The 16,917-nt window shown below is 48.6% G+C and carries 13 protein-coding genes; 5 read left to right on the top strand and 8 right to left on the bottom strand.

The features are described 5' to 3' along the window. Positions 1-41 precede the first annotated feature (41 nt). A complete protein-coding gene (locus tag ACIDITHRIX25_RS92085; RefSeq protein WP_201732816.1) occupies positions 42-659 on the bottom strand; it encodes a TetR/AcrR family transcriptional regulator in 618 nt (205 codons plus the stop codon). 92 nt (positions 660-751) lie between these two features. Between ACIDITHRIX25_RS92085 and ACIDITHRIX25_RS92080 the strand changes: the two genes are divergently transcribed. The 3 genes from ACIDITHRIX25_RS92080 to ACIDITHRIX25_RS92070 all read left to right on the top strand — a co-directional run bounded on the left by ACIDITHRIX25_RS92080 (position 752) and on the right by ACIDITHRIX25_RS92070 (position 3,754). Beyond that, positions 752-2,227: an MFS transporter gene (locus tag ACIDITHRIX25_RS92080; RefSeq protein WP_201732815.1), complete on the top strand. Its 1,476-nt coding sequence runs from the start codon at positions 752-754 to the stop codon at positions 2,225-2,227. A gap of 688 nt (positions 2,228-2,915) precedes the next feature. After that, entirely contained in the window at positions 2,916-3,047 is a 132-nt protein-coding gene (locus tag ACIDITHRIX25_RS92075; RefSeq protein ID WP_283770401.1) for a hypothetical protein, read from the top strand. Between the two features lie 425 nt (positions 3,048-3,472). Beyond that, positions 3,473-3,754, top strand: coding sequence for a type II toxin-antitoxin system TacA family antitoxin (locus ACIDITHRIX25_RS92070; RefSeq protein WP_201732814.1), 282 nt, complete (start codon positions 3,473-3,475; stop codon positions 3,752-3,754). Between the two features lie 243 nt (positions 3,755-3,997). Here the strand turns inward: ACIDITHRIX25_RS92070 and ACIDITHRIX25_RS92065 are convergent, their stop codons facing one another. Continuing rightward, positions 3,998-4,222 (bottom strand): hypothetical protein, encoded by a 225-nt coding sequence (locus ACIDITHRIX25_RS92065; RefSeq protein WP_213333417.1) that lies wholly within the window; start codon positions 4,220-4,222, stop codon positions 3,998-4,000. A 253-nt stretch (positions 4,223-4,475) separates the two neighbouring features. On the opposite strand from ACIDITHRIX25_RS92065, the gene ACIDITHRIX25_RS92060 reads away from it, so the two are divergent. Both ACIDITHRIX25_RS92060 and gad read left to right on the top strand, forming a co-directional pair. Continuing rightward, on the top strand, positions 4,476-4,700 hold the full coding sequence (locus ACIDITHRIX25_RS92060) for a hypothetical protein (protein ID WP_201732812.1): 225 nt from the start codon (positions 4,476-4,478) through the stop codon (positions 4,698-4,700). Positions 4,701-5,946: 1,246 nt separating this feature from the next. Beyond that, the gene (gene gad, locus ACIDITHRIX25_RS92055; RefSeq protein ID WP_201732811.1) at positions 5,947-7,446 is read left to right on the top strand and encodes a glutamate decarboxylase; all 1,500 of its coding nucleotides are present in this window, start codon (positions 5,947-5,949) and stop codon (positions 7,444-7,446) included. Between the two features lie 530 nt (positions 7,447-7,976). On the opposite strand, the gene ACIDITHRIX25_RS92050 is transcribed toward gad, so the two are convergent. The 6 genes from ACIDITHRIX25_RS92050 to ACIDITHRIX25_RS92025 all read right to left on the bottom strand — a co-directional run bounded on the left by ACIDITHRIX25_RS92050 (position 7,977) and on the right by ACIDITHRIX25_RS92025 (position 15,761). After that, complete coding sequence (locus tag ACIDITHRIX25_RS92050) at positions 7,977-10,097, bottom strand: putative transposase (protein WP_201732810.1); 2,121 nt, start codon at positions 10,095-10,097, stop codon at positions 7,977-7,979. Between the two features lie 201 nt (positions 10,098-10,298). Continuing rightward, the gene (locus tag ACIDITHRIX25_RS92045; protein WP_201732809.1) at positions 10,299-10,619 is read right to left on the bottom strand and encodes a hypothetical protein; all 321 of its coding nucleotides are present in this window, start codon (positions 10,617-10,619) and stop codon (positions 10,299-10,301) included. Positions 10,620-11,608: 989 nt separating this feature from the next. Then, the gene (locus tag ACIDITHRIX25_RS92040) at positions 11,609-12,703 is read right to left on the bottom strand and encodes an ABC transporter ATP-binding protein (RefSeq protein WP_201732808.1); all 1,095 of its coding nucleotides are present in this window, start codon (positions 12,701-12,703) and stop codon (positions 11,609-11,611) included. Positions 12,704-12,784: 81 nt separating this feature from the next. Further along, complete coding sequence (locus ACIDITHRIX25_RS92035) at positions 12,785-13,645, bottom strand: ABC transporter permease (RefSeq protein ID WP_052604205.1); 861 nt, start codon at positions 13,643-13,645, stop codon at positions 12,785-12,787. Then, positions 13,633-14,571 carry an ABC transporter permease gene (locus tag ACIDITHRIX25_RS92030; protein WP_201732807.1) on the bottom strand — a complete coding sequence of 313 codons (939 nt, stop codon included), beginning with the start codon at positions 14,569-14,571 and terminating at the stop codon, positions 13,633-13,635. Before ACIDITHRIX25_RS92030 ends, ACIDITHRIX25_RS92035 begins: the two co-directional genes overlap by 13 nt. A gap of 41 nt (positions 14,572-14,612) precedes the next feature. Beyond that, entirely contained in the window at positions 14,613-15,761 is a 1,149-nt protein-coding gene (locus ACIDITHRIX25_RS92025) for an ABC transporter substrate-binding protein (protein WP_201732806.1), read from the bottom strand. Positions 15,762-16,917: the final 1,156 nt, after the last annotated feature.

Here is a 16,917-nt window from a genome sequence, read left to right as displayed (position 1 = left end):
GATTAATTTTCGATACCGGGTTGGATCCGCCCCGTAGGCCTTTAATTGGGTTGTTTCGCCTTTAGCGATTGGATTCCATGAATCAGCGGTGTTACCAAATTTATGACGATCTCCTCTGGAAGATCTTCGTTGATAGGAAGGCCATTGGCAAGCGCCGCATGGATTATAAGGGACGGTATTAGATCGCCCACTCGGTTTAGCTCTTGCTTGTCGAGGGCGAGTTGACTTTGGTGTTGTTCCATAATATTTCGAAAGATCATCCGCCTCGGTTCCGCGATTCTCTTGTCAACCAGCTCCCTTAGTTCATCTTTTCTACGTGATTCCAAGATGAGCGCTAGAGCGATCTTTCCACTAGGAGCATTGAATCCTTCAACTACGCTCCTCGCGGCTGATATTAGGTCGTTGGTGAGATCACTGGATTGATCAGGAACTTTAATTCGAGGAAGAAGAGGTTCAACTGCAGCGATTACAAGTTCGGTCTTATTGGGCCAACGCCGGTAGATAGAGGCTTTTGAAGTGCAGGACAGTTCAGCAACACGCTCAATTGAGAAGGCTAAGAGCCCCTTTGAACAGAGTTCTTCTCTGGCTGCCCCAAAGATAGCTTCCTCTAGTTCACAGCCCCGGCGCCGGGTCTTGGTAACGGAGTTTTGGGTATTCATATTTTTATCTCGTTTGGGAATAAGAAACGCTTGCGTTCCTTATAGTATATCAGTTAGAAGTTTTTTGTGATTTGTGATTTGGAGTAAACATAATGCCGGAGAAGATTAGAGGGCCACATAAAGCGCCAGGACCGTTGGCCATTGCACTTATCGCTAGTGCTCAGTTGATGATTGTTCTCGACATAACCATCGTAAATGTTGCACTGCCCTCTATCGGCAAAGCGTTTTCCTTTTCGCCCACCTCTCTTACCTGGGTAGTAGACGCCTATACGCTTGTCTTTGGCGGACTGCTTCTATTGGGTGGTAGATCTGGCGATATCTTTGGAAGACGCAAGATGTTCATGATCGGGGTCTTACTCTTTGCTGGCGCTAGTTTTGCTGGTGGCTTTGCAACTAGTGGTGCGCTTTTGATTGCGGCTCGAGCTCTTCAAGGAATTGGCGGGGCTATTGCCTCTCCGACTGCGCTTGCTCTAATTGCTTCGAACTTTGAGGATCTCAAGGAACGAACAGAGGCGCTAGCGATCTTTGCCGCTGTCTCTGCGGCAGGGGCCTCAATTGGATTGATAGCTGGAGCATTGCTAACGCAATATCTTAGCTGGAGGTGGGTCTTCTTTGTCAATACCCCTATAGCTATAACCTTGGCTATTTTAGCGCCTCGGGTTTTGCGCGAGTCTGAAAAGCAACACGTTCCAGCCGACTTTATAGGAGCAATCGCATCTATCCTGGGTGTTTCAGGAATCGTCTATGGTTTTATCCATTCGGCAGCCTCAGGTTGGACCTCGCCAATTAGTATTGGGGCTTTTGGTATCGGAGTCGTTGGACTCATCTCTTTTTACCTTCGCGAGCGATCAGCCAAGCAGCCGCTCTTGAATCTTTCGATCTTTTCAAACCGTAACCGAAGCGGTGCTTACGCTGTCATGTTTCTAGTGGCTGCAGCGCTATTTTCACTCTGGTTCTTTCTTACCCAATTCCTCCAGGATGTACTTGGCTACTCGCCTCTAAAGGCAGGTTTTGCCTTCCTTCCTATGACCGCTACAGTTATGTTGATTGCCAAGAATGGAGCTAGAGCGATGCGTAAGATCGGGCCGCTCCCGCTTTTGGTCTATGGTCCCATGGCAGTTGGATTGGCATTGTTCCTGTTCTCCCGCCTTGGTCCCGGAGCATCTTATACAACACATGTTCTTCCTATCTTGTTGTTGAATGCCACAGGCCTTGGTGCTACATTTTCAGCGGTATTTCCTACATCTATGACAGGAGTTACTCCTAAAGAGGCTGGACTCAGTTCGGTTATGGTGAGTGTCGCTCAGCAAGTTGGAGGAAGCCTCGGAATTTCAGTCTTAGCGACTGTGTCAGCGGCTAGTGCTACGAACAAAGCTGCTCAGCTTGTTGCCTCCCATTTTACTGGCCATAATGCCAAGATCCTGATCGAGGTTTCAGGTTGGACATCAGGCTTTAAGGCTGGGGCAGTAATGGCTGTTTTGGCCGGTATTATTGCATTGTTTTCCGTTCGGCGACCTAAGCAGGAGGCAATCGCACCTGGAGTAATGACTAGCGTTGTTATGGAATAGAGTTCTTCTTTGATATCTGGGCGGATTCAACTTGACACCTACCAATTGCCCATACGATGTTGCAATGTTAGGCGTCAAGTTGGCAATCAATAAGGGGAACTTCACCTTGGAGTTCAAAAGCGGCCCATAGGGTAATTGATTGTGGTAACAGCGAAATAGAGGTTGCTGTAGAGCTCTTCCTTAGAGAAGATTTGCTAAGAAGATGGGCCCGCGAGAAACGTTGCCGCATCCAAGCTAGTAAATCCACAAGCGAAAAACCTCTGACCGCTCTGGAACCAGTTGAGCTAACCAGGTTGACGCGCCAAGTAGTTGAGCTAGAGAAAGTCTAGCCTTCCTTGTTGAAGAACGATAGACTTACCACGCATGAGAATCCGCCAAGCAAGAGAGATTTGCGCTAACGCAAGCATAAGTGCTCGAGCTTCGAGGTCACAGGAATGGCTCGTCTCGTAGTGGCATCTCGTGCTCCCTAGGCGTCAAGTGAGTTGGCATCTACAAAAAGACAATAATCAAGCGCCCGGTTGTGTTTGATAACAAACAAAGTGGTGTGTGCTTGTCTATAGGGGAATTTACACGAGGTACTCATGACTAATCAAACGGTGGCTCTTTACCATGGTTTATAGTCTGTAAAGTTGCTCTCAGATGTAGGTGACAGCGAAAAGGATCTCTATGGGCGATCACGGTTCGAGCAGTGGACCATATTGAGATCGAAGCGGCAGGGCATGCACGTCTCTATTTGATGGCTGTTGCCGGAAGTTGGCCGCAACTCCCCGACGATCTAGATACTGACCGAGCGGCCTTCGAAGCGGGCAACCCTACCTAGTGGTCTGCAACCATTGATGTACTTGCATTCGGCCTCGTAATTGATGATCCCGACCCGAATTTCATGTACCTCGATCATGGGAGCACGAGCCAGCACGAAGTTATCCGAGGCCTTAGTCATAGCGGCCGAAGCTGTCCCATTTTCGTAGTTCATTGGAGGGTTATGGAAAGAGCTGCGAGACAGACTCGGACTGGACGGGACGTTCTAGGACGCAACTGTTGGGTGAAAAGTGGGTATAAGTATTCGTCAATGACGTGGGGTTGATGGGATTCGTGGTTGATGGCATCAGTGATTTAATCCATCCACCATATTTTCTTCCCAGTGTGGTGAGTTCAGGAGCTTCGTAAAATGCCACTTTTCAAGCTGTAATCGCCTTTGCGCTTAGCGAATGGTAGCACAAAGGACGCACAGAGAGGAGATTTAGAGTGTCCACAACATCTCGACGTCCTAGCATGAGGATGGACCTTCGGACTACTCCAGATGAGAGGCGACTAATCGACCGTGCGGTTCAAGAATGCTCGAGCGATCTTGTAAATTTTGTTATTTCACAGGCATGTGAGGCTGCCCAACGCGTACTAGCTGATCGGGACAGTTTCGTCCTTGACGGAGAAGTACTTGAAGAGTGGAACAGAATCAATGCTGGACCCACAAGGGATCTTCTAGGTCTTTGCCAGGTCCCACAGCGCCCATCTTCCTTCGTCGAGTGAGCCCGAGGTATGCACCACCAGACCTCCTCTTCCTCGGTCATGATCTAAGCCAGTACCATTGTCGTTCATCGGAATAAACTGACTGGCTATATCGGCACGCCCTTCAAGCTACCTCTAGCGGCTCAACGCGAGTCTTTGTGGTCCCACAGCGCTCCAGTAACTCGGTTGTAGCCTACTATGCGTGGTGCATGGCACAGATTCGTTTTGACGTTGCACCCACAAGAGTTCAGCAGGATGAAGACATTATCCTGAGCCAATTGCCCTTCTAGCGCGTCTTGGAGTTGACCTTAGACACGAGAAGCTAGGCTTGGATCCGCTCTTGTGCGAGACGTAGTTCTGCGACTCCTCGACCTGTCTGACAAGATCGGCTGCCGCGGGCTTCTGATTCATGCGCAATCCGACGAGGCCCGTGACTTTTATCTCCGCCACATCCCCGAATTCGAACAGAGTCCAACGGATGACCTTCATCTAGTTTTGTTAATGAGGATATCCGTCGCACTTTACGAGCTGAAACATTACTCACAGAATCCCACCCCTATTGATCTCGAAATGCTTGGGAAAACACAGGCTGGCGCGCGTCACGCTTTCATATTTCATCGAACCAAACCTGTCCGCCAGTAGTCGGGCAGACAGATAAATATATCCCTCAGATGGGCTTTCATTTGCCCTAAAGCGCCCGATCGAGAGCATCGACGACTTGCGAAAACGTATCAATAAAGAGGTGCGCACCAAAGAAGAGACCCGACCTACAACCATTAGTCAATCCGAGAACTGGTTCTTCGGAGCGAACCGGCAGCAATCCGTGGGCCCTTCCACACCGATATCTGGGATGGATCCGCATCAAACCTTGCCAGCAAAGAGGCGGTCGCAATTTATCTGGTTGCTAGATGGTGAGCGAATCGCCCAGCTTTTGATCGGAGCGATAATGGCGATAGATACTCGATAATTGTAAGCATTGAGGCACTGGAGGTAGATGTCGATCTTTGGACACCCGTTGCCCAGCTCAATTTCCCGACTAACAGATCGATGCCCAGGATCTCTTTAGCAGGATTTTAAACAATCATAGAGTTAGAAAAGGACAACTGCAGGTGGAAGCACAATGTAGCTTAATAAATTCTAGTAATTCAGTCGGGAGCGTTATGACTTACGAGGCGCAGATCCGAGGTGCGGGAGGATCTGCTTGGCCGCAATAGGTATTTCCCTGTCACTGTAGCAATGTCGATGCGGCCGATGGAAAGCGTACTTGCCTTGACTTAGCTTAGGGCCTTCTTCCGTCCCCATTTGAATGCTCCTGAGAAAACTAGTTTGCAAAACCGCTACGATTGGCCAGACTGGTGGCTTTATCGGCTGGTCTCGACCTGAGACAGCGAGCAAAAATCAGATCGAAATGTGCTTTCTACTTTAAAGAATTGATAACGAAGACATCGAATGCAGGTGTGATCGAAACCAAGATGGACGGTACCGCTTAGCCGTTTTCATCGCTCCAGTAATCGAGGGCGTGCGTTACTTTAATCGGCAGCCCGCTAAGGCGAATCTTAGATAGGGTCATTGGGACGAGCCCCTTTTCGGGATCTACTCCCAGCGATTCAATTTCTGGATTTCGACGATTCCGGCGCCTTCGCCTTTTGGCCTGTCAATCTCGTTTCCAGCTGAGGTTATTTCGAAACCTCGTCACCTTGATAGCCAGGTTGTTGCGAGGCTTGACATTCCAGGCTTGACATTGCAGAGTTTGCCTTTAAAGAGGCATCTGAAACGCTTTGTTTGAGATTTTTGTTTTTATTGGGTTTTCCCTTGTCAACCCCCCCCGGGTGACCACAACCCCCGCGCAACCACAACAATGGGTGTTCCCTAGGTTGATTGATGATTTGTCGGTGGTTAATAGCAATCTTCGTGGCGGCGATAACCCAAGGAGCTAATTCGATCTCTTGATACGCTGTATTTTTGAAGTGGTATGAGCAATTTTGGCGTCGGTTCTCGCCTCTAGTGGCAGTGCCACCTAATCGATTCAGAACCATAATGTCGACCATGAGTCAAACTCGCTTTGATTAATCGTGCTAAGTTTGAGCCAAGAACGTATCGGAAGCGGGCTTTTTAAAGCGGCCTTCTTGAGTGAACTGCTTTGATTTTTAAGTTGAAGACAACAAAGACTAAGTCGGCTGCACTAATTGGATGGACTAAGGAGCACTGAGCTAATGCTGACAAATAAGATCGATCCCTCTGAAGATGATGGTGGCTCGGATGCTAACCAATACTTGGCCCCAATCTATGGATCTCGGGAGGTGGGTGAGCCAATTCCTCGCTTTAGGATGCCAGATTCTTCGAGTTCTCCACGTTTGATTGCCCAATTGATCAAAGATGAGTTGAATTTGGATGGCAATCAATCGTTGAATTTAGCTACCTTTGTGACTACTTGGATGGAGCCAGAGGCCGAAGAACTGATGGCTCAGAGCTTGGGCAAAAACTTTGTCGATGCGGATGAGTACCCTCAAACTATTGCGATTGCTGATCGATGCGTGAATATGATCGCGGATCTCTTCAATGCACCAAATAGCGGCCAAGCTCTGGGCACTGCTACCGTTGGATCTTCTGAAGCGATCCACCTAGCTGGCCTTGCCCTTAAATGGAGATGGCGAAATAGCCTTGGAGAAGGTGCGGGCGTGACTAGCCATCGAGTGCCAAATATCGTGATGGGGGCAAACGTCCAAGTCTGCTGGGAGAAGTTCGCACGTTATTTTGATGTGACTCCGCGATATGTTCCAATGGCATCGGATCGATACGTCATAGGGGTGAAGGAGGCTATTGACTTAGTCGATGAAGATACAATTGGAGTCGTTGGCATTTTGGGGTCAACCTATACCGGTGAGTACGAACCTATCGAAGAGCTCGCTAATGCGCTCGATGACCTACAAGCCACAAACGGAATTGATGTACCGATTCACGTTGATGCTGCATCTGGAGGGTTTGTGGCTCCTTTTTTAACTCCCAACTTGAAGTGGGACTTTCGGCTCCCAAGGGTCCATTCAATCAATACCTCGGGCCATAAATATGGTCTCGTCTATCCAGGTGTCGGTTGGGTAGTCTGGCGCGACCGGCAGTATCTACCCGATGACCTAATCTTTCATGTCAACTATCTTGGGGGCGATCACCCCACCTTCAATTTGAATTTTTCACGAGGATCGTCTCAGATTATTGCCCAGTATTACAACTTCCTTCGACTCGGGCGTCGAGGATACACACAGGTCATGGTTGCTTTGGACTCAACTGCTCGATGGATAACTCAAAGAATAGAGGAGATTGGACTCTTCAAAGTCTTATCTGCGGAGGAGACACTACCTGTGGTATGTATCTCTTTGGTCGATACCTCTCGTTATAGTGTCTTTGACATTTCATCTTCACTTCGCGAACGAGGATGGATAGTTCCTGCATATACGCTTGCACCTAATGCGTCTGAGATCGCTGTTTTGCGTATCGTTGTGCGCGAGGGGTTGGGGATGGATCTAGCATCAAATCTGATTGATGATCTTAAATCTGTTATAGATCACCTCATTAGGGGGCATAAACCGGCACCCCGAGTTAATCACCGCCACCGTAGCTTGGTTCCTAAAGGTGCCAAGGCCACCAAGGTTACTAGCGGTAATCATGAAGAAATAGCGATGCAAAAGCAAAAGGACAAGCCTCAGGGAATCTGCTAGATCTCTTGGTCTATCTGATTTGAGCGGTTCTTTGGAGAAAGAACTGGCTGACCTGCTGTGCAATGGCAAATGAGGATAACCATCGCTATTGATATCGCAACCGAAATCACCTACTGACGGATAGGATCAGCTGAAATCGGCTCAGCTGAAATCGGCTCAGCTGAAATCGGCTCAGCTGAAATCGGCTGTCCTAATTGGTTGGTTCGATTGATCACCAATGGTTTGATGGCTTACATATGTGCACCTGAGCATCGCAGTGACGAAGAATCAATTTGACTAAATCGTGGGTAGGGAGAGACAATTTAGAGAGGCTGATCTTATGAGGGCTTAGACTAACCAACCTTACAACTCCATGGCGCGGCGATGGCTGCTTAGTGATACCTAATTATTGCGATTTTTTTTTTGCAAATTGTCAATGAAGTATCTATGGTTTTATTTTTTATCGTCATGAAGATTTCTCACCCTCAATGCTTCCGATTGTCTCCAGCGACCAAGCCTCAAACCTCCGGTAATAGCGAAGTACATCGATGTCAAGATTTTGGCTCGATCTGATAAGTAATTGGTCGGTTGTCACCGCTAAGGCGCGGTGGGTTAGCGTTGAGTTGTTCTATGAGCAGACTAAGGGCTCGATTGATGCGGGGAGCATCAGGCTGACGAATGGTAACGGTAATTGCTCTTGGGCTATAGCGGATCTCACCGGGCTGATGAAGCAAGTTACGAGTAATGCTCCGGTACTCATTTAGATCACAGAGATAGTTGTTGAGCGTTCGAGCCAAGTCAAGTTCTGCGTTGTAAGCGAGCAATCTACAGACCATCTGTAAGGCCCGGCGATTGGTGACAGGCCAAGCTCTAGTGGCGTTGGGATCGATATCGGTAGCGGGGATCTTGGCGGGGATAGCTTTGAGTGCAACTCTTGCTTCCTCGAAGACCACACGTGCCACCTCGAGTTGACGCGAGAGACTATCAAGAGTGTTGTTTTTCTCTTTGATGTCGACAGTTTGGGTAGTAGCGTTTCTTCCAATAGATCTCTCAAGCTCTGCAACAGCTAATTCAGCGCTCTTGAGTGCGTTATGGGCTTGAGTGCGCATGGGATTGGTTACCTTGGCTACATTAGGGCGGCGATCCATGCGATAGTCACACAACCAACCAATGCTGTGGTGGTCTTGTAAGTACTTGAAGCTGTTTTCGATGCGCCACCGCGATCTCAGGGTGTGTGCTAGGCGAGCAGCACTGCTCACCAAATCAGAGGTGAGGATCTGCAATGCCACCTGACCATCCTCATAGATGCTGATCTGGCGGAGCGCTCCGACATCTTCTAGATGAAGAGTCTCTGATGCTACTTGGATGTAGTGTCGATATCCATCTATGGTTACCCATGAGTGTTTAGGTAAAACACTAGGTACCTCAAGAGGGGCACGGCGATAGGTGACCCAGTCGAAGCCGGCCTTGTTCAACTCGGCAAAGACCTTGGGGTAGGCACCACCCCGGTCAAAGCCGACCATCACCGGGCGGTCCCCACAGATGACCCGTAGCTGTTCAAGAGGACCCCACATGGTTTTGGAGAGCGACGACGGTGCTCCAGATGAAAAACAGATGGCCCGCCAATTCTCATCGACGATTAACGTGTCGTTCCTACCTGGCTCGCCGCGTCGTCGGCGGGTATTCCAACCTTTAGCCAGTGGAGCAGACCCGGTATAGGCAACGAAGTGATCGTCAACAAAGAACACTTCCGGAGCGCTATCGTCGGCCTCTAGCATTGCCTTGGCTAGAGCTACTTGTACTCTAAGAGGATCAATCTCATCGGCAAGGCCAGCGAGCCGGGGGCGCAGGGTTCGAAGATGAGGAAAGCGTTCCAAGCCGACCAGTGCTCCGGCGTCAGTGTCCAATAGGTGCTTGGTTCCCTCTAGTGACGATGCACCAAGTGCGAATCCAAAGGTTGCAACAAGCAACGTGGCGCTCACGTCGTAGCGGCGTGCGCTACCTGATGGCAACACACCGAACACAGCACTGGCACCCACTCGATCAAAAAAGCCATGCAAAAGCATCGCCCCTGCATAGGCACTTTGGCGGATCCCATCGCTGATGCGGGTAACTACTAGATTGTCGGTGTCGCTACTGTTTCCAAGATCGGGCTTTACTATGGCGGATTCGGCTTCTATGTTTGCTTGATCGGGCTTTTCAACCCCATCAATGACACTGAGGCGTAGTTGTTCGGACTCAGGGCGAACTCGCCGTGCCAGAAGACGGCTCACAGTGGCGGTCGAGACCGAAATTGCAGCGGCGATCTCGGTCCCTGGACGGTTTGCATCCGCCATGGCATAGGCCTGAGCAATCGCCTCATCACTGAGAAGCCGGGGTCGTCCCATAGGTGGGACCAAAGCGGCGGAACCGCCCTTGGATGCTCTGCCCCGCAATCTCGAGATGTATTCGGGTCGCAACTCAAAGAGAGCAGCCACCTCTAAGCCCGAGGCTCCTGCCGAAGTAAGTGCCACGATGGCCAAGTTTCGCATTCCTAGGTCCGCTGGATCGTAGACGAAAACTGCCCGAGGCCCCCAGCTCACCACCATCTCGCCGTTTACCATCGTCTTAGTGAGCTTGAATGGCGCAGGCATACCCGGAAGCAATTCGATTTGTTCTCGGCGTTTTCTCATCTCCTTATCATAGCACTATTGAACGACTTATGCAATTCCTAACATAAAAGAAATCCCTGTTCAAAACAGGGATTGCGGCTCAACTACCGGAGGTCTGAGCCTTTGAGGCGCCCAGTCAAATTGGGATCATTTGGCGGGTGGTTGATCCACATCTATGTTAGGAGAGCCGAAAATGGTTGCCGATAAAGCTGTGACAAAGAATCACTGTTGAGGTGCAACGAGCCGACGAAATAGTTTCAGATTCCTAAGGTAGAGACCAGTGAATGCCAGATTGATCACTCCTACAATGAGGAGTTCCACACCACGAGTATTACCTTGAACAGCCAACAAATATAGACCAAAGAACACTATGATAGCGACACCCGACAGACTGATAACCACCGAGGACTTCGCCCACTCAAGTGCTGCTTGATTGATTTTGGACGTACCTCCGAGGCTGTGTTTGACTACTGCATTTCGAGCTTGGCGACGTTCTGTTGGCGAACATTCCCGGTAGTTTGGGCCGCCGATCAGAACGATCATTGTGTCATCATCGACATGACTTGGATTTCGTTAGTATTCATTCATTCGACTCCAGATAGAACTTGGGTTGTTTTGCTCTCGAACAATAATGCAACTGCCACTATACAATATTACCTCGGCATCCAAGAGAAGTAAATTGGCTCCCTGATGAACTGGTCCAACGAAACGCCGTCTCAGTTGATAAAGTTGCCAGTTGGTAAAGTTGCAGTCTATATTTTGTGGTTGGTCACTTGTTCGACTAGTAAGTGCGAGTCTGCATATCTTAGAGTCAGCGGCCCCTTGTCACTTTAGACGAAGGGTAGTCGTTTGAGAGAGTGTCGAAGCTCAAATCATCTTTACAATCTTATCCCATGGACTCATCGAAGTCCCTAGTGTTATTGCTAACCCGAATGGCTTCTGTGGATGGTGCATGGTGCTGCGATCATGGTATCAAGGAAACCCATTGATTGACCGAGATACTTTAGCGCCGTTCGAATCTAGTTCATTTCGTTTTCTTGTCGATTGAGTGCGATCAGACCCACATTTAGATGAATAGACGATTAAATGATGTTGTGGAATAGCTTTCTTGACATATGAGATCGAAGGTGCAATATGGCCTTGATGAGCGCTCGGCTGATGTCGAGATCTTTCCTGCTATCAATTTGAGATGCCAGAGGGTAGTCTTAGCCGTTTGACAGGGTTGCAAAAGCTCTTCGTGATCATTTTGGTTTCCTTGGTTCCCATACGAGCTGAAGGTTAGCCTTATGGGTGATTTGGCTAAGGATCGCGGTGATGCGCACTGTTTAAATAAATGTACTTTAAATTAATGCGCCCTGGATCTAATGCACAAAGTGAGATAGCCTACGGCCTATTGTCTTCGCCTGTTGGAAAACGATAGGTAGTTGTCTGTCGCCTTGGCTTGGGTCATCTAAGGCTACGAGTAGGAGAGATCGACCGCGACCCATGATCGCTGGTTTGGTCGATCTCTTAGGGAGTTGGATTTGTTATAACTACCTGGCACCATCTTTTACCAAAAGGGCGTCACCTCTTGAGTAAAGGGAGACTGTTTCAGAGTTGGCCACCAGTGCAGCTTCAGAGGTGGGTATTGCAACGATGATCAATCTGTCACTTTTATCTAAAAGTGTCAACTTTATTGTTGATCCAAGAAAGCTTTTGGCAAGAACTCGGCATGTATCATCGCCACCATCTCGAACACCAATCGACTCTGGCCGTACAAGGACCTCAACTTGACTTCCAGATGGAAAGGCTCCGTCATAGGCGTAGTTGATTGGCCCGACCGTAGCAACCTCGACCGTGTTGGAATTGATTATCTTCCCTGGGAGGCGGTTGACGGTGCCGACAAATTCAGCCACAAATTCAGTGGCAGGATTTGTATAGACCGCGAGTGGGGTATCGAGTTGCTCTAGTTGACCCTGGTGCATGACTGCTATACGATCAGCGATGGCAAGTGCCTCCTCCTGATCGTGAGTGACAAAGAAGGTTGTGATGCCTAACTCGAGTTGAATTCTTCGAATTTCATCTCGAAGAGACGACCGTACCTTCGCATCAAGAGCAGATAACGGTTCGTCCAATACAAGTACTTCAGGTTTGATTGCAAGTGCACGGGCGAGTGCAACTCGTTGTTGCTGGCCACCTGATAGCTGATGAGGGTAACGATCGGCCTGGTCTTTGAGACCGATTAGCTCAAGCAACTCATTTGATCGAGCAGTTCGGTCGCTCTGCTTCTGGCCGCGCACTCGAAGGCCGAACTCTACATTTTCTCTTGCTGTCATATTTGGAAAGAGGCTGTAGCTTTGAAAGACCATTCCGATATTACGTTTGGCTGCAGGAAGAGAGGTAACGTCGTGGTTGCCAATGGTAACGCGTCCGCTATCTGGCATCTCGAGCCCTGCTAGGACTCTAAGTGCTGTTGTCTTTCCGCATCCGGAAGGGCCCAAAAGGACGATTAATTCGCCTGGGTCAGCATGCAGGTTGAAGGATTTTAAGGCCGCCACGTCCTTGAAGTTCCGGGCGATTCCATCGAATTCGACCGGCAGTCCTGAGCGACCGTATCGTCCACCTTGGGTATTTGTCTTCGTTGTCAACGATAATTCCTTTTACTTTTACTTAGCAATTTGGTTCAGATCTGTCAGCGCTGGCTTGAATTATGACCTGCGCTGTTGCCATTATGAAATTTCGAGATCGTCTAGTACTGGAGTGCTCCGTTTGGCGCGACGCTGTGAGAAGACGATCGTGATAACGGCTAGCGGTATCCAGGTAAATAACAGCGCTAGCAAAGAGAGTGCTACGGCTTGGCTTGCAGCCAATTGTCCAACCTGGACCAAAAAGACTGGAAAGGTGGTGAAGCTTAGGAGCGATGCGACTGCAAATTCACCCAAACAGAAGGCAAAGGTTAATATCGATGCCCCGATGATCCCACCCCGTAGATTTGGCAGTAAAACATATCGTAAAAGTTTGATCCACCCAGAGCCCAATGATTGGCCAGCTTCCACTAAGGTCTTTAGATCGATAGATTGTACTGCAGAATCCAAAGCTCGATAGCTAAATGGCAGTGCTAGTACGACGTATTCCAACGAGAGTATTACCGGTGTGCCATAGATGATATTGGGAAGCCCCCTAAATGAGGTAATGACCCCCAAAGTTACCACGACAGACGGAACTACGAGTGGAAGCAGCGATGCAGCTTCAAAGACACGGCGCAGCTTTGGAAGACGGACATGGACCCAAACAACAGTGGGAATCAGAAGTAAAAGGGTGAGAAAGACAGTTCCAACCCCCACCTTTGCTGACAGAAAAAGTGTGCTCCAGAATTGTGCAGTCCCAAAGAGTTGAGTATATGCCGAGATCGTGAAGCTGTTATGGTTCCCCAGAAATGAGAATCTGGCCGATGAGACGATTGGCACGATGAAAAAAAGGCCAACCAATGTCAAAACAATATATCTAAATGGTCTTCCTAGACGCAACACGTCACTGGAGTTATTGGCTGATCCTGGTTTGGATGTGATATCTGGAGCTATCGTAACCACTTAGAGGTCCTCCTTTGAATTGTCGCATAGATCAAACCAGCGATTACGACGATGAGAATCATTCCAGCTCCAAGCGCATCCCCAAGGTTGGTCTGTCCGGCTAGGACGTTTCCGGAGATGAGTGCGCCCAATTGGATGGGAACTAATGGAATCGTTCCCGAAGTCAGGGCTTGAGCGGTTGCGTATGCTGCAAAAGCATCAGTGAAAAGGACGATAAATGCTGCGAAGATCGGAGGTGCCAATAGGGGAATGCCGATCCATCGCCAGAACTGCGAGCGTGAGGCGCCTAAAGATTCCGAAGCATCCACCCACTCTTTGCGAAGAGCTTGAATAGGCGGAAGCATAATGAGGATCATTAGAGGGATGAGAAAGTATTGGTAGACGATGGCTAAGCCAGTTACCGAATAGAGCGAAAAGCCGTGCGAATATAGGTCAAAGCCAGCTGACTGTAGGAGTTTGGTTACGATACCAAAGTTTCCAACGGTAGCAACAAATGAAAATGCTAGTGGGACACCTCCAGTATTCGCAAAGACGCCAGAGCCTGCGGTGACTAGGGAGCGCACGATTTTGTTGGAGGTGGAACTTACCGCTAAAGCAGCCAGAAGGCCTACCACTACAGCAACTAGTGCCGCGACAAATGAGAGTTGGATACTCGCTATGAAGCTCTTTAGATATACACCATGGATTGCTTCGTTGAAGTTAGAGAGGGTAAGGTTGCCCTTACCGTCTTGAAATGCGGTGGCAATCACCGATACTGCCGGTACTGCTAGGAAAACCCCAAGATACGCGACAAATGGTAATGTTCCCGCAGCATTTTTCCAGCCCCGACGCCGCCCCCGCAAAATGCGACCAGCAGGTTCGGGAACTGATGTTCCGTCACCTGCTGGAGATGGCGAACGATCGAGGAGCTCGTCGTTTAGTGTCAACTACACTCCTTGTTCGCTTTAGCTACTTCTTGTTATCTAAACTAGCCTGTTATTGATGGCCACTGGTTTGCAACCAGTGCTTGGGCTGCAGAGAGCTGTGATCCAGTTGGGAACTGAGGTTGCCCAGTAACCGTAGGCAGCAAGCTCAGATAGGTCGAATTGACAGTTCCGGCCGTTTGCATGGCTGGAAGTAGGATCGGACGAGCAAGCCCCTTTAGGTAGAGGTTTTGCCCTGCGGCGGAATAAAGGTACTCTTCCCAGAGGCGAGCAGCAGCTGGGTGTGGAGCATTAGCCGAGATTGCCTGAGCATAGTAAGAGGCGTATTGACCATTAGATGGTACGAATACTTTCCAGTTGACCTTGCCCTTTGTCGCTATTGCATAAGCAGCATTTAGATAGTCCCAGTCGATGTTGACCTTGATTTGGCCGCTCTCAATGACAGCAGGGGAGCTCTGTACTGGTACGAAGTTGCCGGCAGCAGCGAGCTTCTTGAAGTAGTTGAGTCCAGGCTGGATATTGGAGAGGGAGCCTCCATTTGCGAGACTAGCAGCATATACTGCACCGAAAGCGGCACCTGCGCTCGTTGGATTTCCATCGAGGGCTACTGCACCTTTGTATTGAGGTTGTAGAAGGCTAGCGAAACTCGTTGGGGGATTTGAGCCAAAAGCGCTCGCATTGTATCCAATTGAGATGTAGCCGCCGTAGTCATAGTACCAGTTTCCCGCTGCATCTTTAGAGTTACTTGGGATCTGGCTCCATTCAGCAACTTTGTATGGGCTAAAGAGACCCTGTGAGGCACCGAGAAGGGCAAATGATGGTCCTACGTCAACAACATCAGGCTCCTTGGAAGTTCCTTTTTCCGCTTTTAGAGCTGCTAATTCTTGGGCTGATGAACCATTTGGGTTCTCGCTTGTGATAGTAATTCCGTATTTCTTCTCAAAGGATGAGATTAGCTGGCCATAGTTCGCCCAACCTGGTGGTAGCGCTATAACGTTGAGCGACCCTTCTTTCTTGGCCGCAGCTATTAGAGCGCTCATACCGCCTCCGGCTTGAGCTGATGTGGCTGTGGCCCAATTCGTTGACGACGATGCCGCAGTGGTCGCAGTACTTGAGCTACTGGTCGATCCACAAGCGCCAAGCACAAGTGCTAGTGCTGTGCTGCTGAGCGTAATCGCTACTTTCTTATTCAATGTTCCTCCTGTTTTGAACCCCTCAGATGTGCAAAATTTAGCATCAAATTATGAGAACTGTATTCAGTTTGCAAAAGATTTATATCTTATTCATTTGTTTTCCACCTTCCGTTCAATGGGTGGTAACCGTTTAAAGGGCGCTGATAGGGTAGTCAAACCTCGCAGATCTTTCCTTGACAACTCTTACTTTGTGGTTAGTCGGAACGACAGAATGGGAGATTGTAGGGTATTAGTTTCAAAAGGAAATCTGATCCTACCTCATGGTTGCATTATTTGGTAGATTCCAGTTCTAGCTTTTGGCGATTATTCAAACTCTGAGTTTTCTATGCCGCCTAAAGGTGCTGGTCTACCAATTATTGTCTCTAGCGAGGCTCCTTTGAGCTAGGAGCGTGACAATAAGTCCGGTGAGTTTTGATCATCGGCTGTTCAGCGTCAGTTAAGTGGATATCTAGCGGTAATGAATCATCTTTGAGTAGTTGAATTCTATTGTAATTAGATATTATGCCGAGATTTATAGCCTCTCAATAAAGACATTGACTTGGTGATAATTCTTGCACTTGGTTGAATTGTGTATTTTTTGTTTCCATCGACAGCTTTTCTATTCATATTTCAGGAAAAATTATGTTGCGCGCTGATTTACTTTATTTAGTTATTATGACCCTAGTAATAAAATATATAAAAGCGGTTTGCTTCAGCATCACTAGATATGGCAGAAAGGATCACCAAAGGTTCATTTTCTTATTTAGATATGGATGAACGTTCTAACTTCAATGGTTATCGTATTGATCCGAATAATATTAACACTTGAAGCTTAAGGTGTTATTGCGATCAAAGGTGGTGGCGAGAATCACCTTAGAACAATAGATATATAATCACTGATCTTGTTACTAAGCGTGATCCGAAGTTGGCAGGGTCAATTGAGTTATGCCGTTTTGCCTTGGTGTTCTGGATCCGAATTGTAGTATTTCGTGGCTTGTAGCGGATATGCAGAGTTGTACTGGCAGGTCAAAATCGTGTGCTCACGAGAAGATGGCTTCCATTTTCCATGCCTTCTTCTCGTTGATTTGTATCTAATGTACTTGAAATCAAAGAGGGTAATGGACCTAGGCGATCGATTTGGAGGTCGACCAAAGAGGCATATCTTTACCTGTGGTGC

The organism is Acidithrix sp. C25 (genome assembly GCF_904848545.2).
Note: the sequence above shows the minus strand (reverse complement) of the source record. Positions and strands in the feature narration are given on the sequence as shown.

Coding starts and splice junctions, on each gene's coding strand:
- ACIDITHRIX25_RS92085 (WP_201732816.1), bottom strand. CDS start 659: ATGAATACCCAAAACTCCGTTACCAAGACCCGGCGCCGGGGCTGTGAA.
- ACIDITHRIX25_RS92080 (WP_201732815.1), top strand. CDS start 752: ATGCCGGAGAAGATTAGAGGGCCACATAAAGCGCCAGGACCGTTGGCC.
- ACIDITHRIX25_RS92065 (WP_213333417.1), bottom strand. CDS start 4,222: ATGAAGGTCATCCGTTGGACTCTGTTCGAATTCGGGGATGTGGCGGAG.
- gad (WP_201732811.1), top strand. CDS start 5,947: ATGCTGACAAATAAGATCGATCCCTCTGAAGATGATGGTGGCTCGGAT.
- ACIDITHRIX25_RS92050 (WP_201732810.1), bottom strand. CDS start 10,097: ATGAGAAAACGCCGAGAACAAATCGAATTGCTTCCGGGTATGCCTGCG.
- ACIDITHRIX25_RS92045 (WP_201732809.1), bottom strand. CDS start 10,619: ATGATCGTTCTGATCGGCGGCCCAAACTACCGGGAATGTTCGCCAACA.